At 69.1% G+C, this 24,949-nt stretch carries 30 protein-coding genes; 22 read left to right on the top strand and 8 right to left on the bottom strand.

Annotation, left to right across the window (positions count from 1 at the left end):
• The 3 genes from D0D37_RS39395 to D0D37_RS47205 form a co-directional block, all read right to left on the bottom strand.
• Positions 1-927 (bottom strand): WXG100 family type VII secretion target (locus D0D37_RS39395; protein WP_425267013.1); only part of this gene is annotated, 927 nt, incomplete at its 3' end.
• Positions 924-1,256: a type VII secretion target gene (locus D0D37_RS39390; RefSeq protein ID WP_116205669.1), complete on the bottom strand. Its 333-nt coding sequence runs from the start codon at positions 1,254-1,256 to the stop codon at positions 924-926. The genes D0D37_RS39390 and D0D37_RS39395, both read right to left, overlap by 4 nt.
• A 137-nt stretch (positions 1,257-1,393) precedes the next feature.
• On the bottom strand, positions 1,394-1,570 hold the full coding sequence (locus tag D0D37_RS47205; protein ID WP_162836019.1) for a hypothetical protein: 177 nt from the start codon (positions 1,568-1,570) through the stop codon (positions 1,394-1,396).
• Positions 1,571-1,639: 69 nt separating this feature from the next.
• Between D0D37_RS47205 and D0D37_RS39385 the strand changes: the two genes are divergently transcribed.
• From D0D37_RS39385 to D0D37_RS39375, 3 genes are read left to right on the top strand one after another with little or no spacing between them, the layout of a single operon-like run.
• A complete protein-coding gene (locus D0D37_RS39385) occupies positions 1,640-1,804 on the top strand; it encodes a ribbon-helix-helix protein, CopG family (protein WP_116205668.1) in 165 nt (54 codons plus the stop codon).
• Position 1,805: 1 nt separating this feature from the next.
• Positions 1,806-2,132 carry a VOC family protein gene (locus D0D37_RS39380; RefSeq protein WP_116205667.1) on the top strand — a complete coding sequence of 109 codons (327 nt, stop codon included), beginning with the start codon at positions 1,806-1,808 and terminating at the stop codon, positions 2,130-2,132.
• Positions 2,129-2,947 (top strand): class I SAM-dependent methyltransferase, encoded by an 819-nt coding sequence (locus D0D37_RS39375; RefSeq protein ID WP_116205666.1) that lies wholly within the window; start codon positions 2,129-2,131, stop codon positions 2,945-2,947. Before D0D37_RS39380 ends, D0D37_RS39375 begins: the two co-directional genes overlap by 4 nt.
• A gap of 167 nt (positions 2,948-3,114) precedes the next feature.
• Here D0D37_RS39375 and D0D37_RS39370 read toward each other — a convergent pair whose 3' ends face one another.
• The 3 genes from D0D37_RS39370 to D0D37_RS39360 form a co-directional block, all read right to left on the bottom strand.
• Positions 3,115-3,591 (bottom strand): CoA-binding protein, encoded by a 477-nt coding sequence (locus D0D37_RS39370; RefSeq protein ID WP_116205665.1) that lies wholly within the window; start codon positions 3,589-3,591, stop codon positions 3,115-3,117.
• Entirely contained in the window at positions 3,588-4,874 is a 1,287-nt protein-coding gene (locus tag D0D37_RS39365) for an O-acetylhomoserine aminocarboxypropyltransferase/cysteine synthase family protein (protein WP_116205664.1), read from the bottom strand. Before D0D37_RS39365 ends, D0D37_RS39370 begins: the two co-directional genes overlap by 4 nt.
• Before the next feature lie 120 nt (positions 4,875-4,994).
• On the bottom strand, positions 4,995-5,816 hold the full coding sequence (locus tag D0D37_RS39360; protein WP_116205663.1) for a putative RNA methyltransferase: 822 nt from the start codon (positions 5,814-5,816) through the stop codon (positions 4,995-4,997).
• A 174-nt stretch (positions 5,817-5,990) separates the two neighbouring features.
• Between D0D37_RS39360 and D0D37_RS39355 the strand changes: the two genes are divergently transcribed.
• The 4 genes from D0D37_RS39355 (at position 5,991) to D0D37_RS39340 (ending at position 10,568) form a co-directional block, all read left to right on the top strand.
• Positions 5,991-7,358, top strand: coding sequence for an ammonium transporter (locus D0D37_RS39355; protein WP_162834708.1), 1,368 nt, complete (start codon positions 5,991-5,993; stop codon positions 7,356-7,358).
• Positions 7,355-7,693, top strand: a complete 339-nt coding sequence (locus tag D0D37_RS39350; protein WP_043827775.1) for a P-II family nitrogen regulator — start codon at positions 7,355-7,357, stop codon at positions 7,691-7,693. The genes D0D37_RS39355 and D0D37_RS39350 overlap by 4 nt, the downstream gene beginning before the upstream one ends.
• Before the next feature lie 3 nt (positions 7,694-7,696).
• The gene (locus D0D37_RS39345; RefSeq protein WP_116205662.1) at positions 7,697-10,006 is read left to right on the top strand and encodes a [protein-PII] uridylyltransferase; all 2,310 of its coding nucleotides are present in this window, start codon (positions 7,697-7,699) and stop codon (positions 10,004-10,006) included.
• A 184-nt stretch (positions 10,007-10,190) separates the two neighbouring features.
• Complete coding sequence (locus D0D37_RS39340) at positions 10,191-10,568, top strand: hypothetical protein (RefSeq protein WP_208720424.1); 378 nt, start codon at positions 10,191-10,193, stop codon at positions 10,566-10,568.
• Positions 10,569-10,767: 199 nt separating this feature from the next.
• On the opposite strand, the gene D0D37_RS39335 is transcribed toward D0D37_RS39340, so the two are convergent.
• Positions 10,768-11,220, bottom strand: a complete 453-nt coding sequence (locus D0D37_RS39335; RefSeq protein ID WP_116205660.1) for a MarR family winged helix-turn-helix transcriptional regulator — start codon at positions 11,218-11,220, stop codon at positions 10,768-10,770.
• A gap of 88 nt (positions 11,221-11,308) precedes the next feature.
• Positions 11,309-13,102 carry an ABC transporter ATP-binding protein gene (locus D0D37_RS39330; RefSeq protein ID WP_116205659.1) on the bottom strand — a complete coding sequence of 598 codons (1,794 nt, stop codon included), beginning with the start codon at positions 13,100-13,102 and terminating at the stop codon, positions 11,309-11,311.
• 208 nt (positions 13,103-13,310) lie between these two features.
• Here D0D37_RS39330 and ffh point away from each other — a divergent pair, with 208 nt between their 5' ends.
• From ffh to D0D37_RS39255, 15 genes are all read left to right on the top strand, one after another.
• Positions 13,311-14,855: a signal recognition particle protein gene (ffh, locus tag D0D37_RS39325; RefSeq protein ID WP_116205658.1), complete on the top strand. Its 1,545-nt coding sequence runs from the start codon at positions 13,311-13,313 to the stop codon at positions 14,853-14,855.
• On the top strand, positions 14,852-15,925 hold the full coding sequence (locus D0D37_RS39320) for an amidohydrolase family protein (protein WP_116205657.1): 1,074 nt from the start codon (positions 14,852-14,854) through the stop codon (positions 15,923-15,925). Before ffh ends, D0D37_RS39320 begins: the two co-directional genes overlap by 4 nt.
• A gap of 161 nt (positions 15,926-16,086) precedes the next feature.
• Entirely contained in the window at positions 16,087-16,809 is a 723-nt protein-coding gene (locus tag D0D37_RS39315) for a CPBP family intramembrane glutamic endopeptidase (protein WP_116205656.1), read from the top strand.
• An 87-nt stretch (positions 16,810-16,896) separates the two neighbouring features.
• Positions 16,897-17,688 carry a CPBP family intramembrane glutamic endopeptidase gene (locus D0D37_RS39310; RefSeq protein WP_116205655.1) on the top strand — a complete coding sequence of 264 codons (792 nt, stop codon included), beginning with the start codon at positions 16,897-16,899 and terminating at the stop codon, positions 17,686-17,688.
• Between the two features lie 190 nt (positions 17,689-17,878).
• A complete protein-coding gene (gene rpsP, locus D0D37_RS39305) occupies positions 17,879-18,322 on the top strand; it encodes a 30S ribosomal protein S16 (RefSeq protein ID WP_116205654.1) in 444 nt (147 codons plus the stop codon).
• Positions 18,319-18,558, top strand: a complete 240-nt coding sequence (locus D0D37_RS39300; RefSeq protein WP_003103110.1) for an RNA-binding protein — start codon at positions 18,319-18,321, stop codon at positions 18,556-18,558. Before rpsP ends, D0D37_RS39300 begins: the two co-directional genes overlap by 4 nt.
• 25 nt (positions 18,559-18,583) lie before the next feature.
• Positions 18,584-19,099 carry a ribosome maturation factor RimM gene (gene rimM, locus D0D37_RS39295; RefSeq protein ID WP_116205653.1) on the top strand — a complete coding sequence of 172 codons (516 nt, stop codon included), beginning with the start codon at positions 18,584-18,586 and terminating at the stop codon, positions 19,097-19,099.
• 10 nt (positions 19,100-19,109) lie between these two features.
• The gene (locus tag D0D37_RS39290; RefSeq protein ID WP_116205652.1) at positions 19,110-19,817 is read left to right on the top strand and encodes a hypothetical protein; all 708 of its coding nucleotides are present in this window, start codon (positions 19,110-19,112) and stop codon (positions 19,815-19,817) included.
• Positions 19,818-19,821: 4 nt separating this feature from the next.
• Positions 19,822-20,556, top strand: coding sequence for a tRNA (guanosine(37)-N1)-methyltransferase TrmD (gene trmD / locus D0D37_RS39285; RefSeq protein ID WP_116205651.1), 735 nt, complete (start codon positions 19,822-19,824; stop codon positions 20,554-20,556).
• Positions 20,557-20,743: 187 nt separating this feature from the next.
• The gene (gene rplS, locus D0D37_RS39280) at positions 20,744-21,112 is read left to right on the top strand and encodes a 50S ribosomal protein L19 (protein ID WP_116205650.1); all 369 of its coding nucleotides are present in this window, start codon (positions 20,744-20,746) and stop codon (positions 21,110-21,112) included.
• A 31-nt stretch (positions 21,113-21,143) separates the two neighbouring features.
• Positions 21,144-22,070, top strand: a complete 927-nt coding sequence (gene lepB, locus D0D37_RS39275) for a signal peptidase I (RefSeq protein WP_116205649.1) — start codon at positions 21,144-21,146, stop codon at positions 22,068-22,070.
• A gap of 92 nt (positions 22,071-22,162) precedes the next feature.
• Positions 22,163-22,951 (top strand): ribonuclease HII, encoded by a 789-nt coding sequence (locus D0D37_RS39270; RefSeq protein ID WP_116205648.1) that lies wholly within the window; start codon positions 22,163-22,165, stop codon positions 22,949-22,951.
• Positions 22,948-23,271: a DUF2469 domain-containing protein gene (locus D0D37_RS39265; protein WP_003096226.1), complete on the top strand. Its 324-nt coding sequence runs from the start codon at positions 22,948-22,950 to the stop codon at positions 23,269-23,271. Before D0D37_RS39270 ends, D0D37_RS39265 begins: the two co-directional genes overlap by 4 nt.
• Before the next feature lie 238 nt (positions 23,272-23,509).
• Positions 23,510-23,890, top strand: coding sequence for a YraN family protein (locus D0D37_RS39260; protein ID WP_116205670.1), 381 nt, complete (start codon positions 23,510-23,512; stop codon positions 23,888-23,890).
• Positions 23,890-24,949 (top strand): YifB family Mg chelatase-like AAA ATPase (locus tag D0D37_RS39255; RefSeq protein ID WP_162834707.1); only part of this gene is annotated, 1,060 nt, incomplete at its 3' end. The genes D0D37_RS39260 and D0D37_RS39255, both read left to right, overlap by 1 nt.

Here is a 24,949-nt window from a genome sequence, read left to right as displayed (position 1 = left end):
GGTTTGCCGTGGAGTTTGTCGGGGCCCGCTTTGAGGAACGAGATGTGCTCGATCAGGCAGCCGAGCCCCGCCGCGATGAGTTTGCCGAACGGGTCGACGACGAACGCCGCGGTGTCCGCGATCGCGCCGACGATCGACACGCCGATCTCGACGCCCACCGCCGCCGCGCGAAGGCTTGACCTTCTCCGCCAGCTGCGCCAGCCTGCTCGCGGTCCGCCCGCCAAGCCCGACCACCCGGGCGATCTTGGACGCCATCGTCAGCGCCAACGAGATCCCCGAGCGGATCACGTTGCCCACCCCGACGACGATCGACGCGCCGAACGTGAACGCCGCCATCGCGAGCGCGATCAGCATGGTCGCGATGACGTCGCCGAGGAACGTCGTGATCAGGTCGCGGATCAGCGAGCGCACCACGGTGACCAGAGCCATCGTCGTCTCGACGACATAACCCGCGACGTCGACCGCGTGCCCGGCGCTGTCGATCTGGCCGCGCCGGTCGGCGATGTTCTTCTTGAACGCGTCGGCGCCCTCGCCCTGCCAGTTGGCGACCGTCTTCTGGAGCGTGGCGTCGAGGTCTTTCGCCGAGTTGCGCAGGTTCTGGCCGGTCTTGTGCAGTTCCTCGGCCATTTTCTTGATCGCCTCGGGTTTGCCGGCGAGTTTGTCGAGGCCCTCTTTGAGGAACGAGATGTGCTCGATCAGCCAGCCGAGCCCCGCCGCGATGAGTTTGCCGAACGGGTCGACGACGAACGCCGCGGTGTCCGCGATCGCGCCGACGATCGACACGCCGATCTCGACGCCCACCGCCGCCGCGTCGCCGCCGTGCAGGTGCTGGATTTCCTGGATCGACGAGACGACGCTGTGCCAGCTGTCCGCGACCCCCGCGCCGGTCGTGTTGTTCGAGTCCGTGATGGGAACGACGACGCTCATTTGACCTGCTCCGGCTTGAACTTGTCGAACGCCTTCGCGAGGTCCTGGTCGCCCTTGCTGTACTGCTCGCTGGCCTGGCGCGTCTTGTCCGCGCTGTCGGTCACGTCCTTCGCGACGCCGTGCAGATTGTCGGAGACGGCCTTCAGCGCGATCCGCGCCGGAATCGCGAGCACCTGACCGAGCACGACGCCGAACGCGTCGATGTCCCCGCCGTTGGCGTCGTCGACCGCCTTCGCGGAGTCGTCGACCGTCGGCACGGTGGTCTTGTCCATGTACTCGCTGAATGTGTGCAACTCGTCCGGGTGGACGGTGAAGCCGTTCCCTGCCACCAACACTCCTTCGCCTGCCGCGATCGGGCCGCGCCGAGTAGAGCAGCGGCGGCTGAACCGCAGGCGACGTCCGGGCGGACGAAGGTTGAACGAGACGGCCTTCCTGCCCGAGCGTCCGGGCCGGACTGCCCGGAGGGTCAGCCCCGCGCGCTCGGCCGGTTCAGGTAGGCGGAGAAGGACGACAGCAGAGCCGCGACGCCGACGATCGCGGTGACCCACCACGGGCCGCCGGTCACCAGGTTGAACACGAACGCGGCAGCCATCAGGACGGCGGCGACGATGTTCCTGATCTGCAGCCCGGAGGGTTTCGCCATGCCTCCACCTTCTCACGGCGGCCGCGGGCGGGGCTTGTCCGCCGCTGGCTAGATTGCTAGCATTCTAGAATGGCCGGTGAAGAGGTCAAACAATTCAACGTGTACCTGCCGGTCGAGCTGATCAAGCAGGTGAAGTACCGGGCGATCGAGAACGAGCAGTCGCTGTCCGCGCTGGTCACCGCGGCTTTGCGGGCTTACCTCGATACCCCTTCCGAACAACGAGAGGACGGCTGACATGAGCGACGGCATCACGATGCTCTTCATGGAGACGCACAACTGGGGCAAGACCGCGAAGTTCCTGCAGCGCGTGGGCTTCAGCCTCGATTTCGAGACCGACCACAACTCGGGCCAGCTCTCGAACGGCGACGGCGTGCCGGTGTTCGTCGCCGAGGTCCCGGAAAGCCAGGAGCCGCGGACGAGCGTGGTGGTGGCGGTGCCGGACGAGTCGGTCGACGCGGGGCTCGACGTCGTCGCCCCGTTCGAGGACACCCACTACGGCACGCGCGAGATGACCGTGCGCGATCCGGACGGCCGGGCCTGGATCCTGCGGGCCCCTAAGTGAGCCAGCCGGACCACACCGCGGTGCGCGTCGCGTTGTGGCGCGCGCTGCACGTGCTCGCCGATCCGCCGCCGCACGCGCTGGTCGACGAGATCGGTCTCCGGCTGGCGGATCCCGGCCCGGACTGGCGATCGAGGCCGGACATGGACCTCGCCTTCACCCAGCGGTTCCGCGCGGGAATCGCGCTGCGCAGCCGGTTCGTCGAGGATCTGGTGCGCGAGCGTGGGGTCTCGCAGTACGTCCTGCTCGGCGCCGGGCTGGACACGTTCGCGCAGCGGGAGCCGGAGCTGGGCGTGCGAGTGTTCGAGATCGACCAGCCGGGCACGCAGGAGTGGAAGCGGGACCGGCTGGCCGAACTCGGGCTGCCCGCGCCGTACCGCTTCGTGCCGGTCGACTTCGAATCCGGCGAACAGTGGCCGGAACGCTTGGCTGCCAACGGTTTTGAGCCGGAGAAACCTGCCGTGGTGGCATCGACGGGCGTCAGCATGTACCTGACCCGCGAGGCGAACGCCGCGACCTTGCGCGCGCTCGCCGGGTTCGCGCCGGGCACCGTGGTGGCGATGACGTTCCAGATGCCGGAGGAGTACCTGGACGAACCCGATCGCGCGGCGCGAGCGGCGGCGATGAAGGGCGCGAAAGCGGCCGGGACGCCGTTCGTGAGCTTCTTCGCGCCGGACGAGATGCTGGACTTCGCGCGGGAGTGCGGTTTTCCGGATGTCCAGCACGTCAGTGCGGCTGACTTGAACAAGCGGTATCTGTCGGCCCGTGCGGACGGGTTGGCGGCGGGGGAGGAGTTCCTGGTCGCGACGGTCAGCTGAACTCGGTTTCGCTGTATTCAACCGGAAACCCTTCGGCAGTAAGGAAAGCGTGCATCTGGGCGGCCAGGAGCCCGGGTGCCTGGAGGCGGACGGTGACGAACAACCGCCGGTCCAGGTGATGGATGGCCGTTCGCCGAACCGCACCCGTACTCAGGCCAGCATCCGGTTTACGGTGCCGTTTGCCGCCGAGAACTGATCACCCCGGTGTTGAACCCGGCCAGATGCAACCCGCCCGCGAACCGCGCGTGTTCGATCTTCACGCAACGGTTCATCACCACATCCAGCCCCGCCTCGCGAGCCCGATCCGCCGCGGCTTCATGCCACAACCCCAGCTGAAGCCACAACGTCCGCGCCCCAGCCTCGATGACCTCCTCGGCAACCCCGGGGAGGTCATCGTGCTTGCGGAACACACTCACCAGATCCAGCTCGCCGGGCACGTCGGCCAACGACGGATACACCGGCCGCCCCAGCAAGGTGTCGAGCCGCGGGTTCACAAAGTTGACCTCGTACCGCGTCGAAGACAGCAGATACGTCGCCACGAAGTAACTCGGCCGCGCGGGATTCGCCGACGCGCCCACGACCGTCACCGATTTCGTGCGCCCGAGAAGACGCCGCCGTTCGACCGCGCCGACGTCGTAACTCATGCGTTCACCGCCTTGTCGAGGGCTTGGTCGAGGTCCCACAGCAGATCCTCGACGTCCTCCAGCCCGACCGACAGCCGGATCAGATCGGCGCCGACGCCCGCCGCGGCGAGCTGATCCTCGGACAACTGGGCGTGCGTCGTCGAAGCAGGATGAATCACCAAAGTCCGCGCGTCGCCGACGTTTGCCAAGTGCGACAACAGCTCCACCGACTCCACGAACTTCTCGCCCGCCGCGCGTCCGCCCTTCACCCCGAACGAAAACACCGCGCCCGGCCCCTGCGGCAGGTACCGCGCAGCCCGCTCATGATCCGGATGATCCGGCAGCCCCGCGTAAGACACCCACGCGACCCGCGGGTCCGCGTTCAGGTACTCGGCGATCGCCCGCGCGTTGACGACGTGCGCGTCCATCCGCTGCGGCAGCGTTTCCACGCCCTGCAACAACAAAAACGCCGAATGCGGCGACAGCACCGCGCCGATGTCGCGCAGCTGCTCCGCGCGCAGCCGCGTGCTAAACGCGTACTCGCCGAAGTTCTCCCAGTACTTGAGCCCGCCGTAACTGTCGACGGTCTCGGTCATCCGGGGAAAGTTTCCGTTGCCCCAGTTGAACGTCCCCGCCTCGACGACCACGCCGCCGAGCGTCGTGCCGTGTCCGCCGAGGAACTTCGTGGCCGAGTGCAGGACGATGTCCGCGCCGTGCTCGATCGGGCGGCAGAGGTACGGCGTGGCGAGCGTCGCGTCGACCACGAGCGGAATGTCGTGCGAATGCGCGAGATCCGCCAGCCCGGCGAGGTCCGCGATCGCGCCGCTCGGGTTGCCGATCACCTCGGTGTAGATCAGTTTCGTGCGGTCGGTGACCGCTTTGGCGTACTCCTCGGTGTCGCCGTGCACGAACGTCGTCTCGACGCCGAACCGCGCGAGCGTCCCGGTGAGCTGCGTGACCGTCCCGCCGTACAGCCCGGCCGCCGACACGATGTGGTCACCGGCCTCCGCGAGCGCCGAGAACGTGAGGAACTCCGCCGCTTGCCCGCTGGCCGTCGCGACCCCGCCGATGGCCCCTTCGAGACTCGCGATGCGCTCCTCGAACGCCGCGACGGTCGGGTTGCCGATGCGGCTGTAGACGTTCCCGTACTTCTGCAGCGCGAACAGGTTGGCCGCGTCGGCCGCGTCCTCGAACACGAAGCTGGTCGTCTGGTAGATCGGCACCGCGCGGGCCCCGGTGGCGGGGTCGGGAGTGCCGCCGGCGTGCAGGGCGCGGGTGCGGAAGCCCCAGGTACGTTCGCTCATCGACCGCCACGCTAACCCAGCGCCTCCGCCGCCGACCATCCCTCCCGAAGAATGGTCCGGCCAAAGTCCGTGAAGGGAACCCTGAGGGAATCAGAGTCCCTCAGGGTTCCCCTCACGGACCTAGGCGCGCCGCCAAGTGCTCACCGAAACCGCCAGCGTCACGTCCCGTCCCGCCGCGGCGTCGAGCCGCTCCCGCCGCCCGTCCCGGTCCAGATGGAAGCCCGCAGGCCCCATCGCGACCATATCCCGCACCTGCGCGGCACTGAACGGCTGAGTCCGGACCACCTCCGCCCCGGACTCCCGCACGAACAACCCGCCCAGCGCGGCTTCGAGCCGTTCTTCCTTCCGGGAGTCCACCGCGAGCACCAGATCGCCCAGCTCCGCGAGATGCCCCGGCAACGGCGACGCCACCACGAGCTTCCCGCCCGGCGCGAGCACCCGGTGGAACTCCGCGGCATTCCGCGGCGAGAACACGTCCAGCACCACCGACGCCACCCCGTCGCCCACCGGCCACGGCTCCCACAGATTCCACACCGCCGCACCCAGCCGCGCGTGCGCCCGCGCGGCCCGCCGCAACGCGATCGCCGACACGTCCAGCGCCAGCCCGACCGCGTCCGGCGCGTCGTCCAGCACCCGCGAGAGGTAATAGCCCGGCCCGGCACCGGCGTCGATGATCAATCCCGGAGCAGAACCAGCAGCGGCTACCGCCTCGGCCAGCGGCTCGTACGCGCCCGAAGACAAGAACGCCGCCCGCGCGTCCACCATCGGCGCGGTGTCGGCTGTGCCCGCCGGGATGCGCGCGTGGAGGAGGTTGACGTAACCCTGCCGGGCCAGATCAAACGAATGCCGCCGCTCGCAGCGCAGCGTCCGGCCGGTCAGCGAGACCGGCTCCGCGCACACCGAACAGCGCAGCGCTTCGATCACCCGATCAGGCAAAGACATGGCGTTATTCGACCACGACGTTGCCTGACCGGACATTTCGCCCCATGCTCCCGGAAACGTCCCCGTAACAACCATCGCACCGGAGTTCACGAGGGGGAAACGTGAACCGAAGCCTGGTGAAACACCAGCGGCCAACACTTCCTCAGCAGTTGCCCACGGCACGGGAGGACGATTGTGCTGAACGCCGGAGACACCGCCTGGGTGCTGATCAGCGCCGCGCTGGTCATGCTCATGACCCCGGGCCTCGCGTTCTTTTACGGCGGCATGGTCCGCGCGAAGAGCGTTTTGAACATGTTGATGATGAACTTCATCGCACTCGCCATAGTCGGGGTGCTGTGGGTGCTCTTCGGGTTCTCGCTGTCCTTCGGCAACGACGCTTTCGGCGGCCTGGTCGGGAACTTCGACTATGCCGGCCTGTCGGACGCGTTCGGCAAGCTCGTCGGCTTGGCGAGCGAAGGCCCGCCCGCCGTTGCGTGGCCGGGTCCGGACGCATTGCCATTGCTCGCGTTCTGCATGTTCCAGCTGATGTTCGCGATCATCACCCCGGCGCTGATTTCCGGTGCCATCGCGGATCGCGCGAAGTTCTGGGGCTGGACGCTTTTCGTGACAATCTGGGTGATTGTCGTGTATTTCCCGGTCGCGCACTGGGTTTTCTCGTTCGACGGATTCACCGGCAAGGACGCGGTGGGCGGCTGGATCGCCAACCAGCTCAAGGCGCTCGACTTCGCGGGCGGCACGGCGGTGCACATCAACGCCGGCGCCGCGGGGCTCGCCCTCGCGCTGGTGCTCGGCAAGCGCAAGGGCTGGCCGAAGGACACCGGCCGTCCGCACAACGTTCCGTTCGTCCTGCTCGGCGCGTCGCTGCTGTGGTTCGGCTGGTACGGCTTCAACGCCGGTTCCGCGCTCGGCGCGAACGACCTCGCGGGTGTCGCGTTCACCAACACCACCGTCGCGACCGCGGCCGCGGTGCTCGGCTGGCTGGTCGTGGAACAGCTGAAGTTCGGCAAGCCGACCACCCTCGGCGCGGCTTCCGGCGCGGTGGCCGGGCTGGTCGCGATCACGCCCGCCTGCGGTTTCGTGAGCCCGCTCGGCTCGATCGCGATCGGCCTGATCGCCGGGGTGCTGTGCGCGCTGGCCATTTCGCTGAAGTTCCGCTTCGGCTTCGACGACTCCCTCGACGTCGTCGGCGTGCACCTCGTCGGCGGTCTGGTCGGCACCATCCTGATCGGGTTCTTCGCCACCAAGAGCGTGAACCCGACGGGCGCGGACGGCCTGTTCTACGGCGGCGGTTTCAAGCAGCTGGGCATCCAGGTGGTCGCCGCGCTTGCCGTTCTGGGCTACTCGTTCATCATGACGTTGATCATCGGGTTCGCGATCAAGAAGGCGGGCGGGTTCCGCGTCAGCACCGAGCACGAGGTCAGCGGCATCGACGAGGGCCAGCACGCGGAGAGCGCCTACGACTTCACCGGCATGGGCGGCCTCGGCCACTCGGCGACGTTCCCGGTCAAGCCCGTCACGAAACTCGAGGAGGCCAAGGCATGAAGCTCATCACCGCGATCGTCAAGCCGTTCACGCTCGACGACGTCCGCTCCTCGCTGGAACAGCTGGGCGTGCTCGGGATGACGGTGAGCGAGGTCCAGGGCTACGGCAGGCAGAAGGGCCACACCGAGGTCTATCGGGGCGCGGAGTACTCGGTGGATTTCGTGGCCAAGCTGAAGATCGAGGTCGTGGTGGACGACGTGGTCGTCGAGAAGGTCCTCGACGCGGTCACCACCGCCGCGCACACCGGGAAGATCGGCGACGGGAAGGTCTGGGTGACGCCGGTGGAGACCGTGATCCGGGTCCGCACCGGTGAACGCGGCACGGACGCGCTGTAGCCGATGACCGACGGGGGAGAACTCGCCCGAGCCACTGCGCTGCTGCTCGAAGGACGGCACGGAGCACCCGCATTGCGGGCGTCCCTGGTCGATCTCTACGAGTTCTGGCTCGGGAAAGGAGCAACGGCGGCCGGCGTCGACACCGCGGACCCAGGTGTCGCGCTGGTCGCCGTAGGGGGTCTGGGACGGCGCGAGCTGGTGCCGTACTCCGATCTCGATCTATTGTTGCTGCACAACGGAAACGGCAACATCGGGCAGATCGCCGACGCCCTGTGGTACCCGCTGTGGGACGCACGAGTCGGCCTCGACCACTCCGTCCGCACCCCTGGCGAGGCCCTGAAAGTCGCCGCGGAGGACCTACGCACCGCACTAGGTCTCCTCGACGCCCGACACTTGGCTGGCGACCCAGGCCTCACCGAACGCCTAGCGTCCGCCGCCCGCGACCAATGGCGGCGCACCGCCCGTAAACGCTTGCCCGAACTGGCCGAATCCGTCCACACCCGGTGGCACCGCAGCGGCGAGATCGCCCAATCCGCCGAGCCAGACCTGAAACACGGCCGCGGCGGCCTACGCGACTTCGGCGTCCTGGAAGCTCTCGCCGCCGGACAGCTCACCGCACGCCCCGGCGAAGAACTGTTGGCAGCCAAGCAACTCCTGCTAGACGTCCGCACCGAACTGCGCCGCGAAGCACGTCGCGAACGAGACATCCTCAACGCCCCCGACGCCGACGTCGTAGCGCACGAACTAGAGCTAGGCGACCGATTCACGTTGGCACGCAAGCTTTCCGGTGCGGGCCGGACCATCGCGTACGCCGTCGACGTCGCCCTCCGGTCCACAGTGGAACAACCACGCCCCCGCTTCGGCCGACGCCCAGTCCGCCGCCCGCTCGCCGAAGGCGTCGTACTGCACGGCGATGAGGTCGCGCTGGCCCGAGACGCACTCCCCGCGCGAGACCCAGCCCTTCTGCTTCGCGCCGCAGCCGCCTCAGCTCGCACCCGAAAGCCCATCTCACCAGGCACTTTGCGCACTCTGGCCGAATCCGCGCCCGAACTGCGCGAACCCTGGCCAGACGACGCCCGCAACGCGCTCGTCGAACTGCTGGGCGCAGGGGAGGGCCTAGTCGACGCAGTCGAAGCCCTAGACCGCACCGGCTTATGGTCCCGGCTGTTCCCCGAATGGGGTGCCGTACGCGACCTGCCACCGCGTTCGCCAGTGCACCAGTGGACAGTCGACCGGCACCTAGTCCAGGCATGCGTCGAAGCAACAAAACTAACCACCACCGTGTCGCGACCAGACCTCCTGCTGATCGGCGCCCTGCTGCACGACATCGGCAAGGGCCGCGACGCCGACCACTCCGAGTTGGGCGCGAAGATCTCCGCCTCGGTAGCGCAACGCCTAGGCCTGCCGCCCGCGGACGTCGCGACGGTCTCGGCCATGGTCCGCCACCACCTGCTGCTCCCGCACACCGCGACCAGACGCGACATCGGCGACCCGGCGACCATCTCGCGAGTAGTGAAAACCCTGGACCGCGACGTCGTCCTGCTGGAACTCCTGCACGCCCTCACCCGCGCGGACTCGCTCGCCACCGGTCCCGGCGTCTGGACCGACTGGAAGGACCGCCTGCTGGCCGAACTGGTCAGCGGCTGCGAGGAAGCAGTGCACGGCAAGGGTTTCACGCCTCCTGAACCACTGGACGACGACCAACGCGAGCTAGTCGCCGAGGCTGCTCGCACCGGCGTCGGCCAGATCCGGATCTCCGCACACGGCAAAGTCGTCACGGTGCTGCTCGCCGTGCCCGCAGACCGCGAACTGCTGGCTCCCGCAGCCGGAGTCCTGGCGCTCAACTCCCTGGAAGTCCACTCCGCAGTCCTGCGCGAACACTCCGGCCGCGGCCGAGCAGGCGTTTTCACCGCGTCGCCGAAGTTCGGCTCCCTGCCGGATCCCGCGCTGCTGCGGGAACAGTTCGCCCGCGCGGTCGCCGGAACGATGCCGCTCACCCAACGCTTGGCCGCGAAGGAACGCGACTACGCCACCTCGTCACCAGTAGTGGTCAAGCCAGTCGTGCGATGGTTCGACGACGAAACAAGCGGCCCCGACGCCGTAGTGCTGGAACTGCGCGCCGCCGACCGGATCGGCCTGCTCTTCCGCGTGGCCAGCGCCCTGCGCCGCGCCGAGGCCGACGTCCACTGGGCAAAAGCCGCGACCCTAGGCGGCGCGGTCGTCGACTCTTTCGCCCTCTCGCCACGCTCCGGCCACGTCACCCCACAGTGGCGAACCACCATCACCGACGCCGTCCTCGCCGCAGTCTCCTGAAGGTCCGTGAAGGACTCCTTGAGGGAATCAGATTCCCTCAAGGAGTCCTTCACGGACAGCTGGCCAGGGCAAGCAGCCCTGGCCGGATTGCGCCATCCGGGCTCACCCATCCGGGGTGTCGGAGGCGACAACCCCGATTCCGATGGCAGGATGGCAGGTCCGACCAACGGGCGAGGTGAACGCGGTGCGAGGTCACGACAACCTGCCCGAACTCTCGCTGCCCCCCACCGTCGTAGCCGGACACCTCCGCACCTGCGCGGAAGAACTCTCCGCCCTCCTCCGAGGCGACGGATCCGCGGCCACCCTCGGCGAACTGTCCGAGGTAGTCACCCAGCTGGTCGCAGGCCAGCACGCGCTCTCCCACGCCCTGGCAGGCCTCGCCGGCCGCATGGACGTCCGCAACCCCGCGCTCGCCACCGTCTCGCCGTCCGAAGTAGAGGTCCTCACCGAAGTCCTCCAGGCCGCCGCTTGCGCGGTCAGCTGCTCGGCCGAGGAACTCGCCGACGCCGAACCGCTCTTCGAGTTCACGAGCGACTCCGCAGGACCCGACACCCGCGTTTGAGTAGTGCTACTCAGCCCGGATTGAGGGACTTCACGCTGCCGCGCGCGCGTCCCAGGACGGCAGACTTCTCCCCAACGCCGGGTGGTCGAGGGGGAACCGCTCCGCGTGCCCGCGGCGGAAGGCCTCCTGGGGAGGTGAGCTCTTCCGCCACAGTTCCGGGGACGGCCGTGGGGAGCGGCCGCCCCGGAACTCCCCGGCCTCAGGAATCCGCGATCCGCGTCAGCAGCCCGGCCGCGAGCCGGAGCAGCTCCTGTTCGGTGGGGCTGAGCGTCCGTTCGAGAGCCGCGGCCAGCCAGGTCTCCCGTGCGATCGAGTACTGGCGCAGCTCCCGCAGCCCGGTCGGGGTGATGTCGATCAGCGACCGCCGCCCGTCCGCCGGATCCGGGGTGCGCGTGATCCATTCGCGTTCGGCCAGCGAGGCCAGGATCCGCGTCAGCGACTGCGGATGGATCCGCTCGGCCTCGGCCAGCTCGCCCGGCGTGTGCGTGCCGCCCCGGTACAGCCGCGAAAGCACCGCCAGCACGGCCGGTCCGGGGGCGGGCATGCCCGCCTCGGACCGCATCCGCCAGTTCAGCCGTCCGACGCCCTCGCGCACCGTCCGGGCCAGCGCCGCCAGCTCGTCGGCCCGGTGGACGTCGGGTTCGGTCTCCATCCCGACACAGTATTAGCCGCGAGCGGCACCGCAGCACTCGCCAACCGTCGTGCCGCGAAGCCGGGTTTCGGCGCACGACCAAGACCGGCTAGGCGGCCTCTCCCCGCACCAACGCGGCATACCGTCCGTCCGACGCGAGCAGCTCCGCGTGCGTCCCCCGCTCGACGACCCTCCCCGCGTCCAGCACCGCGATCTGATCCGCATGCTCCACAGTGGACAGCCGATGCGCGATCGCGATCGTTGTGCGCCCGGCGGCGAGCCGGTCCAGTTCCGCCTGCACCGCCCGCTCCGTGCGGTTGTCCAGCGAACTCGTCGCCTCGTCCAGGATCAGCACCGGCGGATTGCGCAGCAGGATCCGCGCGATCGCCATCCGCTGCTTCTCCCCGCCGGAAAACCGGTAACCGCGTTCCCCGACCACGGTGTCGTACCCGTCCGGCAGCGCGGCCAGCGTGTCGTGGATGTGCGCGGCCTTCGCGGCGTTCTCCAACTCCTCGTCGGTGGCGTCCGGCTTCGCGAACCGCAGGTTCTCCCGCACCGACGCGTGGAACAGATACGTCTCCTGGGACACCAGCCCCACCCCGGCGGCCAGCGACGCGAGCGTGACATCCCGGACGTCCGTCCCGTCTACGCACACCTTCCCCTCGGTCACCTCATACAGCCGAGCGACCAGGTAAGCGAGTGTCGTCTTCCCCGAACCCGTCGACCCGACCAGCGCCGTCGTGGTCCCCGCGGGCACGTCGAGATCGATGTCGCGCAACGTCCACGCACCGTCCTCGTCGTAACGGAACGACACCCCGCGCATCGAAACCGCCCCGCCGCTCAGGACCAGCTCGCGCGCACCCGGCCGGTCGCCGATCTCCACCGGCAGGTCGAGCACCTCGAAGATCCGCCCGAACAACGCCTTCGCCGACGCGACGTTCTGTCCTACGGTCTGCATCGCCGTCGCCGGCGCGAGCAGCCGGTTCAACATGCTGGTGAACGCGACGACAGTGCCCAGCGAGATCGGCGCCGCACCACCGGCGAGTTCCAGACCGGCCGCCCAGTAGACCAGCGCCGGGATGACCGTCAGGCTCATCGTCCGAGCCGCCCGCTGCCACCGCCCGGCCAGCGCGGCACTGCGCTCCAGCGCCGCGACCTCGCGCGATTCCTCGGCGAACCGGTCGCGCATCAGCTTCCCGTTGCCCATCGTCTTGGCCAGCAGCACGCCGGTGACCGACAGCGATTCCTCGACGATCGTGGTCAGCCGCGCCATCCGCCGGGTCCGGCCGCGGGCGAGCTTCCGCTGCTTGCCGCCGAGCCGCAGGGTGAACAGCAGGAACAACGGCACGACGACCAGGGACAACAGCGCCAGCTGCCAGTCCATGACCAGGATCGCCACCGCGATCGCCAGCGCCGTGGTGCCGTTCTGCACGATTGAAGCGGCGGTCCCGGTCACGACGTTGTCCACACCGCCGATGTCGTTGAAGACCCGCGACAGCACCTCGCCGGTCTTGGTCCGGGTGTAGAAGCCCAGCGACATCCGCTGCAGATGGCTGTACACGGCCACGCGCAGTTCGTTCATCACCCGCTGGCCGATGGTGTTGGACAGCCCGGTGGTCCGCACGCTCAACGCCCCGGACCCGAGCGCGGCGGCGATCATCCCGGCGGCCAGCAGGCTCACCAGCAGGGCGTCGCGGTGCGGCAGCGCGGTGTCCAGCATCTCCCGCAGCAGGAACGGCGAGGTGACGCCCAGCCCGGCCTGCACGACCAGCAGCGCGCACAGCCCGGCCAGCGCCCGCCGGTGCGGCCGGAACAGGCTCGCGATGCGGCGGAACGGGACCCGTTCTTCCTCGTCCCCTGCCGGTTCGGCGAGCGTCGGACGCCGCGCAGTAGCTGATGTCATACGCCTATGTTTACTTAATTCTCGAACCCGGTCGAACGGTTTTCGCGTGGTTGAGCTGTTGTCGCTCTGTCAACTAATACGCACACGCGTAGTACCCTTCCCGTACCCGTGAAGGCCGGGCGGCCGGGGCGGCTACCCTCGGAAGATGCCGGGGGTGCCGAGCACGCCCGGCACGCGAACTTTCGACCCAGCTGGAGCGTGCACCCCCGTGTTCGACACCCTCTCCGATCGGCTCACCTCGGCCCTGCAGTCGCTCTCGCGCAAGGGCCGGCTGTCCGACGCCGACATCGACGCCACCGCGCGCGAGATCCGCATCGCGCTGCTGGAAGCGGACGTCGCGCTCCCGGTGGTCAAGGCGTTCATCGCGAAGATCAAGGACCGGGCGAAGGGCGCCGAGGTCTCCCAGGCGCTGAACCCGGCGCAGCAGGTCGTCAAGATCGTCAACGAGGAGCTGGTCGGCATCCTCGGCGGCGAGACGCGGCGGCTGAACCTGGCCAAGAACCCGCCGTCGGTGATCATGCTCGCCGGCCTCCAGGGCGCGGGCAAGACGACGCTGGCGGGCAAGCTGGCGATGTGGCTGAAGAAGCAGGGCCACGCGCCGATGCTGGTCGCCTGCGACCTCCAGCGGCCGAACGCGGTCACCCAGCTGCAGGTCGTCGGCGAGCGCGCGGGCGTCACCACGTTCGCGCCGGAGCCGGGCAACGGCGTCGGCGACCCGGTCGACGTCGCCCGCCGCGCGATCGTCGAGGCCAAGCACGCGCAGCACGACATCGTCGTGGTCGACACCGCGGGTCGTCTCGGTGTTGACGAAGAGCTGATGAAGCAGGCCGCGGACATCCGCGACGCCGTGCAGCCGGACGAAGTCCTGTTCGTGGTCGACGCCATGATCGGTCAGGACGCGGTCACCACCGCCGAGGCGTTCCGCGACGGCGTCGGCTTCACCGGCGTGGTGCTCACGAAGCTCGACGGCGACGCCCGCGGTGGCGCCGCGCTGTCCGTCCGCGAGGTCACCGGCCAGCCGATCCTCTTCGCGTCCAACGGCGAGAAGCTCGAAGACTTCGACACGTTCCACCCGGACCGGATGGCCTCGCGCATCCTGGGCATGGGCGACGTGCTGACCCTGATCGAGCAGGCCGAACAGCACTTCGACCAGGAGCAGGCCGAACAGGCCGCGCAGAAGCTCACCAGCGGGCAGCTCACGCTGGAGGACTTCCTCGAGCAGATGCTCGCCGTGCGCAAGATGGGCCCGATCGGCAACCTGCTCGGCATGCTGCCCGGCGCGGGCCAGATGAAAGACCAGCTCGCCGCGGTCGACGACAAGCAGCTCGACCGGCTCCAGGCGATCATCCGCGGCATGACGCCCGCCGAGCGCGCCGACCCGAAGATGATCAACGGCTCGCGCCGGCTGCGCATCGCGAACGGTTCCGGCGTGACCGTCCGCGAGGTCAACGACCTGGTCAACCGCTTCTTCGAGGCGCGCAAGATGATGGCGCAGATGGCAGGCCGGTTCGGCTTCGGCGGCGCGGGCGGCGGAAGCAAGAACCGCAAGGGCAAGAAGGGGAAGAAGGGCAAGGGGCGCGGTCCCACGCAGCCGAAGATGCGCGGCGGGATGCCCGGCGGCATGCCGATGCTTCCCCCCGGCGGCGGCATGCCCGGCGGGATGCCGGACCTGTCCCAGCTCGGCGGCATGAACGACGTGCCCGGCTTCGACCCGTCCAAGTTCAAGCTGCCGAAGGACCCGAAGAACAATTGAGCCCGCTGCACCTGTCCGGCACCGTCCTGCCCGACGGCGAGCCGCGTGACCTCTGGATCCAGGACGGAAAGCTGTCGTTCGAGCCGGTTCCCGGCGCGGAAACGCTGTCCAGCGGCGGATTCGTGGTCCCGGGTCTCGTCGACGCGCACTGCCACCCGGGCCTCGGCCCGCACGGCGGACTGTCGGTGGAGGAGGCGGCGGACCAGGCCGCGACCGACCGCGACGCGGGCACGCTGCTGATCCGCGACTGCGGCCTGCCGCTCGACGTCCGGCCGCTGCAATCGCGCGCCGACCTGCCCACGATCATCCGCTGCGGACGGCATCTGGCCCTGCCGAAGCGGTACATCCCCGGGTTCGCGATCGAGCTGGACGACCCCGCGCTGCTGCCCGAAGCGGTCGCCGAACAGGCCCGCGACGGCGACGGCTGGGTCAAGCTCGTCGGCGACTGGATCGACCGCGGCCAAGGCGACCTCGCGCCGCTGTGGCCGGACGACGTCCTCGCCGAAGCCATCCGCGTCGCACACGACCTCGGCGCGCGCGTCACCGCGCACGTGTTCGGCGAAGCAGCGTTGCCGGGCCTGATCAGCGCTGGCATCGACTGTCTCGAACACGGCACCGCGCTGTCGCCAGACCAGCTAGCCGAACTCGCGCGCCGCAACGTCGCGTTGGTGCCCACGCTGATCAACATCGAGAACTTCCCGGGTATCGCGGACAAGGCGGGCAAGTACCCGACGTACGCGGCCCACATGCGCGCGCTGCACGCCGGCGTAGGGGAGATGGTGTCCTCGGCGGTTGAAGCAGGCGTACGCGTCTTCGCAGGCACGGACGCGGGCGGCATGGTCGCGCACGGCCGCATCGCCGACGAGGTCGAAGCGCTCCACCGCGCGGGGATGTCGCGTACGCAGGCGCTCGCGAGCGCGTCCTGGGAAGCCCGCGAATGGCTCGGCCACCCCGGCATCGAGCACGGCGCCCCAGCCGACCTGATCGTTTACGCGGACGACCCGCGCGCCGACCTTGCCGCCCTGCACCACCCGACCCACATCGTCTTGGGCGGCACGGTCTTCCACTGACCGCCCCAACGCCGCGCTGTGGATGTCCGTGAGGGGAACCCTGAGGGAATCAGAGTCCCTCAGGGTTCCCCTCACGGACGTTTCAGCGAGCAACGGCAACGGGCGACCGCGACGCGACCCCCGCCTCGATGGGCCACGCCACCGGCACATAGCGTGAACCCGTGGCCGAAGACGGTGGGGGAAAGCGAATTCTGGGCGCCCATTGGGCGTTCGCCGCGTTCTTTTTCGGAGTCGCCGGCTACTACCTCGTCACCCTCCTCACCGCGGCCGCCTTCAACCGCCACGTCGGCGACGACGACCCAGTCGAGGCGTACGCGGGACCGTTGCTGCTGCTGGCGTTCCTGCCGAACCTGATCCTCGGCATCGGCCCGGCGATTGCCTCTCTGCGCTACGGCTCCGGCCTCGAACGCGACTTCGGAATCCGCACCCGGGGCCGCGACCTCCGCATCGGCCTGGCCTGCGGCCTGCTCGCGCTCGTCGTCGGCTTCGTGCTGAACGCCGCCGAAATCGCCGTCTTCGGCGGCGACGAGGTGTCCGACAGCCCGCTCACCGACCTGCCCGACGTGTCCGGCGGCAGCCCGGTCTGGCTCATCACGACCGCGCTCGTGCTCGTGATCGCCGTCCCGCTCACCGAGGAACTGCTGCTGCGCGGCGCGCTGTGGAACGCCCTGGTGCACTACAAGATCCCGCCGTGGGTGGTGCTCGTGCTCACCTCGCTGGTGTTCGCGCTGCTGCACGGCGAGACCACGCGCACGATCGCGCTGTTCGGCCAAGGTCTCGTCCTCGGACTGGCGCGGCATTATTCCGGCCGGACCTCGGCGAGCGTGCTCGCGCACGCGGCGAACAACCTGCCGCCTGCCGTCCTGCTCTTCACCGGACATTGAGGAAACCGGTGACCAGCCGAGTACTGTGCGAAACCATTTCGGCCGCTAGGCTCGACCGGTGAGCAGAGCGAGCGCGGGGAGGCGGGCGTGACCACATCACAGCCCCGTGAACCCTTCCCGAGTGCGCTCTCCCCGGAGGAATTCGTGGCCGAACCGACCGCGTTCCCCGCGCATCGCTGGGGATTCGGGGCGTTCCTACTGGTCGAGGCCGTTCTGCTGGCGTCGGCCGCGTTCATCGGCGCGCTCGCCGGTCCGACGGCTCCGGGCGGGCCGCTGCCGATCAGCACGGTGCTGCTCGGCACGATGCTGCCCACCATGATCGCCGCGGGCGTCGCGGTGCTGGTCACCGTCGTCCGCGGCAACGGCCCGAAGCTCGACCTGCGGCTCGAATGGCGCTGGGCGGACGTCCGGACCGGGCTCAAATTCGGGATGCTCGGCCTCGTGCTCACCTCGTTGAGCGCCTACGTGTGGACCCAGCTGGTCGGCTCGGCGGACGCGACGTCGGCGATCAGCGCCCTGGTGGACGACCGCAAGATGTCCGTGCCCGCCGCCGCGGTGATGTTCGGCTACCTGTGGCTGCTCGGGCCGATCTGCGAGGAGATCATCTACCGCGGCCTGCTCTGGGGCGCGGTGGAGCGGCTGCAGTGGCGCAGCGAGCGATGGGGGCGCTTCGCCGCGTTCCTGCTGTCCACCGCGGTGTTCGCGGCCAGCCACCTGGAACCGCTGCGCACCACGCTGCTGCTGGTGATCTCCATCCCGATCGGGCTGGCCCGGCTGTCCACCGGAAGGCTGGCGGGCAGCATCGTCGCGCACGCGGTCAACAACTTCCTGCCCGCGGTCGCGATCCTGCTCGGAGCGCTCGGGCTCGCGTCGTTCTGACGCTGGTCGCGCACGCGTAACCGGGGCCTTGTGCGGGCCTGTGGACAGGCATCTGGCAGAATGTTTGCTTGCCCGCTTCCGCCGGACCCTCTCGCCGTGTGGAAGCTCCTGACCTCCGGGCGCCGCAGGCCTGTCCCCACGGGTTCCGCGCGCGCCCTGCACCACACAGCACTGAGGAGTACCCACACCCGTGGCCGTCAAGATCAAGCTGCAGCGCCTCGGCAAGATCCGTGCGCCGTACTACCGCATCATCATCGCCGACGCGCGCACCCGCCGGGACGGCAAGGCCATCGAGACGATCGGCAAGTACCACCCGAAGGAAGAGCCGAGCTTCATCGAGGTCGACACCGAGCGGGCGCAGTACTGGCTGGGCGTCGGCGCGCAGCCGACCGAGCCGGTCCAGCGCATCCTCGAGATCACCGGCGACTGGCAGAAGTTCAAGGGCCTGCCGGGCGCCGAGGGCACCCTGAAGGTGGCCGAGCCGAAGCCGTCCAAGCAGGACCTGTTCAACGCGGCGCTGGCCGCGGCCGGCGAGGAGCCCTCCACCGAGGCCACCACGCCGAAGAAGAAGTCGGCCCCGAAGAAGGCCGAGGCCGAGAAGGCAGAAGCCGCTGAGGGCGAGAAGTCCGAGTGAGCTTCCTCGCCGACTCCCTCGAGCACCTGGTGCGCGGGATCGTCGACAACCCGGACGAGGTCCGGGTCGAGCTGCTGACCACGCGTCGTGGCCGCACGCTCGAGGTGCACGTCCACCCCGACGATCTCGGCAAGGTGATCGGCCGGGGCGGGCGCACCGCGACCGCTCTGCGCACCGTGATGGGCGGCATCGGCGGCCGCGGCGTCCGCGTGGACGTCGTCGACACCGATCGCTGACCCGGATTCTCGGAAACGGTCAGGTATGGACGTCGTAGTCGGCCGTATCGCGAAAGCGCACGGCATCCGCGGGGAACTCGCGGTCGACGTGCGCACGGATTCGCCGCAGCAGCGGTTCGCGATCGGTGCGGTCGTCACGACGAAGCTGCGCGACGGCAGCACGAGAGAACTCACCATCGCAGCCGCCCGCGAACACAGCGGGCGGCTGCTGGTGCGTTTCGAGCAGGTGCTCACCCGCGACGTCGCGGAAACCCTGCGCGGTGCGCTGCTTCTGGCGGACACCGACACGCTGCCGCCCACCGGCGACCCGGAAGAGTTCTACGACCACGAGCTGGCCGGCCTGCGCGCCGAACTGCTCGACGGGTCGGTCCTGGGCAAGGTCGTCGAGGTGGTCCACTCGCCGGCCGGGGAACTGCTCGAACTCGATCATGACGGACGCTCGGTGTTGGTACCTTTCGTCCGCGCCATCGTGCCGGTGGTGGACGTCGCGGGGGGCCGGGTCGTGCTCGATCCGCCCGAAGGCCTCCTCGACGCTGACTGAGGGGGAGCCCGTGAAGTTCTGGACGAAGGCCGTCTTCGCGGCCGTTTTGGCCACCGCTTTCGCCGCGCCGCCCGCGCAGGCCGCTTCGCCGGTGTACGGCGACTTTTCGCTGATGTTCCAGCGCAGCGCCGGCCAGTACGCGCCGCCGGGGGAGAAGGCGTTCCAGTGGGCGTGGTCGCCGCAGTCGGCCACCGAATCGCAGATCACCTGGGGCGACCCGGTCACGTGGCCGCCGGCGACCGCTGAGCACTTCGTCCGCTCGGGCGACTGGGTGCTGCTCGACGGCTGGGACGGCAACGGCACGTACTACTCGGAACGGGTCACCGAAGAGTCCGCGTGCAACGGTGCCACGTGCACGCCGATCCCGTCCGACGGCGGCCGCCAGCACTACGTGCGCTGGACCGTGCCGTCCACCGACTACCGGCTCGTCGCGCGCGGCACGATCACCGAGAAGAGTTCGGGCAAGGTCGTCCACTTCGAGCATTTGCAGACGTGGGGCGCGCCCGCTCCATGCTCGAACGCCCGCTTCGGGGCGCGAACCTGCATCACGCAGACCGAAACGTGGTCGGACGACCACGGGCTGCCCGCCGGGTCGCCGATCCGCAAGACCCTGCACCGCAGCATCAAGATCGCGAAGGGGCTGGGCATGGCCTTCGCGATCGACCAGGACGTCCCGAGCCCGTGGCACGCCCAGGCCACCGAGTACTGGAACTGGTAACCGCTTGCGCATCGACGTCGTCACCATTTTCCCCGAATACCTCGACCCGCTGCGCGCCGCGCTGCTGGGCCGGGCGATCGACCGCGGCCTCATCGAGGTCGGCGTGCACGACCTGCGCGACTGGACCCACGACGTGCACCGCGCGGTCGACGACGCGCCGTACGGCGGCGGTCCCGGCATGGTCATGAAGCCGCAGATCTGGGGTCCCGCCCTGGACGACGTGTGCGGCGAGGGGACCCGGCTCGTGGTCCCGACCCCCGCGGGCAAACCGTTCACCCAGGAACTGGCGCACGCCTACGCCGAGGAAAAGCACCTGGTGTTCGCCTGCGGCCGCTACGAGGGCATCGACCAGCGGGTCGTGGACGACGCGGCCCGCCGGATGCCGGTCGACGAGGTCTCGATCGGCGACTACGTGCTGGTCGGCGGCGAGGCGGCGGTGCTGGTGATCGTCGAGGCCGTCGTCCGGCTGCTGCCGGGCGTGCTCGGCAACGCGCGGTCGGCGGCCGAGGACTCGTTCTCCGACGGCCTGCTCGAAGGCCCCAGCTACACCCGCCCGGAGGTGTGGCGCGACCTGGCGGTGCCGGACGTGCTGCGCTCGGGCAACCACGCGCTCATCGACCGCTGGCGGCGCGACCAGGCACTCGAACGGACGGCGCTTCGACGGCCGGATCTGCTGGCCCAGCTGCCCGAGGGCAGCCTCGACAAGCGGGACAACGAGGTGCTCGACGGGCTGGACTAGCAACTCAGTTAAGCCGAGTTGAGCACCCCCTGCAAAGTCAGTTAATCAAGTTTGCCATAATGGACCGGTTGGCGTGGCGCTTCAGCGTTGCCAGCCGTGAATGCCATCAGCCCCGGGCTAGTCGCAGTGAACTCCACTGCGCGCTCGAGCTGTACGTAAGCCACACGAATACGAGGACGGACCACCGATGAACACCCTGGACGCGCTGGACGCGCAGTCACTGCGTTCCGACATCCCGGCCTTCCGCCCCGGCGACACGCTCAAGGTGCACGTCCGCGTCATCGAGGGCAACCGCGAGCGCAACCAGGTCTTCCAGGGCGTCGTGATCCGCCGGCACGGCGGCGGCGTCCGGGAGACCTTCACCGTCCGCAAGGTCTCGTTCGGCGTCGGCGTCGAGCGCACCTTCCCGGTGCACTCGCCGAACGTGGCCGAGATCGAGGTCTTCAAGCGCGGCGACGTGCGCCGGGCGAAGCTGTACTACCTGCGCGAGCTGCGCGGCAAGAAGGCCAAGATCAAGGAGCGCCGCGAGAACCGCGAGACCGCCTCTGCCCGCTGAGCGGCGAGTCGGTTACCGGTAGCCTGGCGACGTGGTCGAACCTGTGTCGCGGAACGCCGATGAGGACGGCCCCGAACGCCCGGAAGAGGACCAGGAACGGTCCGGCGGGCGTCGGGGGTCGCACCGGCGAGGCAAGTCCTCGAAAAAGCGGTCGTTCTGGAAGGAACTGCCGATCCTGATCGTGATCGCCCTGGTGCTCACGATCCTGATCCAGGCGTTCCTCGCCAAGGTCTACATGATCCCCTCGGGATCCATGGAGGCCACGCTGCACGGCTGCCCCAGCTGCACCGGCGACCGGATCCTGGTCGACCGCGTCACCTACGACTTCACCGACCCCTCCCCGGGGGACGTGATCGTGTTCAAGGGCCCGCCCGCGTGGACCGAGAACGAGATCGCGCCGCAGGAGTCGAGCAACATCGTCGTGCGCGCGCTGCGCGGTCTGGGCTCGCTGGTCGGCTTCGCGCCGCCGGACGAGCGGGACTTCGTCAAGCGCGTCATCGCCACCGGCGGCCAGACCGTCCAGTGCTGCGACGACCGCAACCGGGTGATCGTCGACGGCAAGGCCCTCGACGAGCCCTACATTTACTGGGAAGACAAGAACCACCCCGTTCAGGAGTCGTTCGCCCCGGTGAAGGTCCCGCAGGGCGCGCTCTGGGTGATGGGCGACAACCGCAACAACTCCGCCGACTCGCGCTATCAGGGCGGCGGCGGACCCAACGGCGCCGTGCCGGTCGACGACGTCATCGGCAAGGCCCGCATCATCGTGCTGCCGCCAGGCCGCTGGGGCGGGATCTCGGACCACGATCCGCAGCAGAACGCCCAGCCGGTCGCGCTCGGCGCGCCCGCGTGGCAGCAAGGGCTGCCGCTCGGCATCGGCTTCGCCACCGCGGTGCCGACGCTCTTCGTCGGACGCCGGTTGAAGGCAGGCCTCCGCAAGGCGGCCGGCCGGAGACGGTAAGCGGTGCGCTCCGTCCGCGACTTCCGGGTGGTGCTTCGGTGACTCTCCCTTCTCCCCGCATTCCGGCGGAACCGCTGCGTCCGCCGCGTGCTGTGGTGCGCGGCGAGCTGTTCTGGGGTCTGCAAGGCGCCCTCGAACGACGCGGCCTCGGCCCGGTCGCCGGGGTCGACGAAGCTGGTGCCGGAGCCTGCGCGGGCCCGCTCGTGGTGGCTTCCTGCGTGCTCCGTCCGGGTGACGGCGCACGATTGCCCGAGCTGACCGATTCGAAGATGCTCACCGCGAAGGCCCGGGACCGGGTGTACGACCGGGTCCTGCAACGCGCCCTCGACTACTCGGTGATCGTCATCCCGTCCGAGCAGGTGGACCTGCTCGGCATCCGGGTGATGAACCTGGAGGGCATGCGCCGCGCCGTCGCCGGCCTGCGCACCCATCCCGGATACGTCCTTACCGACGGATTCCCGGTTCCCGGCATCCCCGCGCCCAATGTCGCGGTGATCAAGGGAGACCGCAGCGTCGCGAGCATCGCGGCGGCGTCGGTTCTGGCGAAGGTGACGAGGGACCGGATCATGGCGGGCCTGCACGAAGAGTTGCCGGCGTACGGCTTCGACGTGCACAAGGGCTACAGCACGTCGGACCATCTGGCTGCGCTGAGTGAGCACGGCCCGAGCCCGGCGCACCGCTGGTCCTACACGAATGTCGCCACTGTGGCCCTCGCACACGGACTCACTGCCCCGCATCCGGTCGTGCTCACCTACGCTGCACTGGAGAATGCCCTGGAAAAAGCGGGCGGGCCGGTCCGTGCCCCGGGCCGCTCGGTGGGTAAGAATGAACGCTCCGCCGCCGGAGCAGGACGAACGCGAGGAGGGGCGCGGATTTCATGAGCGCAGAGGATCTCGAGAAGTACGAGACCGAGATGGAGCTCTCGCTGTACCGCGAGTATCGCGACATAGTGGGCCAGTTCTCGTACGTGGTGGAGACCGAGCGGCGGTTCTATCTGGCCAACGCAGTGGACGTGCAGGTGCGCGACGGCGGTGGCGAGGTGTACTTCGAGGTGCGCATGTCGGACGCCTGGGTGTGGGACATGTACCGCCCCGCCCGGTTCGTGAAGCACGTCCGGGTCATCACCTTCAAGGACGTCAATGTCGAGGAACTCGACAAACCCGACCTGCGGCTCCCCGAGGACGGTCCGTTCTCAGGCTGACCCCCGCTTCGCTGCGAGGCCACCCGGCACTTGGCCGGGTGGCCTTCGTCGTCTCCGCCCCCTGCACACCTCCCCGACAATTCGGTCGCTCCTTCTCCTGTTGGACCAGCAGCGATCCACAACCCCCGGGTTATCCACAGCTGGCGTAAATCCCTCTGGCGCGGCCTCCGATCACGTTGCGATCGTGAAAGCACACGCACCGTGATCGACGGTGCTCACGCTGTCCGAGGGGGACACCATGAACGACGGCCCGCACCCCGGCGCGCACTGGCGCCGGACGTTCGGCCGCTGGGGCGAGGACCTCGCCGCCCGGCATCTGCAGGCCGCCGGCATGGTCCTGCTCAGCCGGAACTGGCACTGCCGCGAAGGCGAGTTGGACCTCGTCCTGTCCGAAGGCGACCGGGTGATCTTCTGCGAGGTCAAAACCCGCTCCAGCACCGAATACGGCACTCCCGCCGAGTCGGTGACGCCGGAGAAGATCGACCGCGTCCACCGAGCCGCCATGCGCTGGCTGAAAGAACATCGAGTCGGCTGGTGCCGCATCCGGTACGACGTAGTGACCGTCTACGCCCCAGACGGTGAAGAACCGGTCGTGCGGCACCTGGTGGGAGCTTTCTGATGCCGCACGCCAAAACCTGGTCCGTCGCGTTGCTGGGCATAGAGGGCCGAGTAGTAGAAATCGAAGCCGACCTAGGCGGCGGCCTAAGCCGAGTCACTCTGGTAGGTCTGCCCGACGCAGGCCTGCGCGAAGCAAAAGACCGAGTTCGTTCGGCCGTCCGCAACTCCGGCCAATCCTGGCCAGACGGCAAAATCACGCTGGCCCTGTCGCCCGCCAACCTGCCCAAAATGGGCTCCGGCTACGACCTGGGCATCGCCGCCGCGGTCCTAGCGGCCATCGGCGCCGTCCCAGCCCGAAAACTCCTGCACACGATCCTGCTGGGCGAACTGGCCCTAGACGGCAGAATCCGCCCAGTACGCGGCGTCCTCCCCGGCCTGCTGGCCGCCAAAGCCGCCGGTCACGAACGCGCCGTAGTACCGACTGAGTCCTTGGTAGAAGCCGCCCTAGTAGACGGCTTGGAAGTCTCCGGCGTAACCCGCCTAGCCGAACTGATCGCCTGGCTGAAAGACGAAGGCGACTTAGAACCACCCGCCGCGCCGGTCGCCGCCGCCCCCGCGGCAGTCCCCGACCTGGCCGACGTAGTAGGCCAACCAGAAGCCCGCTGGGCCCTGGAAGTCGCCGCAGCAGGCGGCCACCACCTCCTGCTGACCGGCCCGCCCGGCGTCGGAAAAAGCATGCTCGCCAGACGCCTCCCCGGTCTGCTGCCGGATCTTTCCGCGGACGAGTCCCTGGAAGTAACCGCCATCCACTCAGTCGACGGCTCCCTGTCAAAGTCGTCGCCCCTGGTCACAGTCCCGCCCTTCGTCGCCCCACACCACTCGATAAGCCCACCCGCCCTCATCGGCGGCGGCACCGGTCTGGCATCCCCAGGCGCTATCAGCCGGGCTCACCGAGGCGTGCTTTTCCTAGACGAGGCCTGCGAATTCGGCAACCAACGCCTCGATTCGCTCCGCACCGTCCTGGAAGAAGGCGAAGTCCGCATCGCCCGAGCCAAAGGCGTAGTCCGCTATCCCGCCCAGTTCCAACTAATCCTGGCCACCAACCCCTGCCCCTGCGGGC

This window comes from Amycolatopsis circi (genome assembly GCF_003385235.1).
In the GTDB taxonomy this organism is placed as follows: domain Bacteria; phylum Actinomycetota; class Actinomycetes; order Mycobacteriales; family Pseudonocardiaceae; genus Amycolatopsis; species Amycolatopsis circi.
Note: the sequence above shows the minus strand (reverse complement) of the source record. Positions and strands in the feature narration are given on the sequence as shown.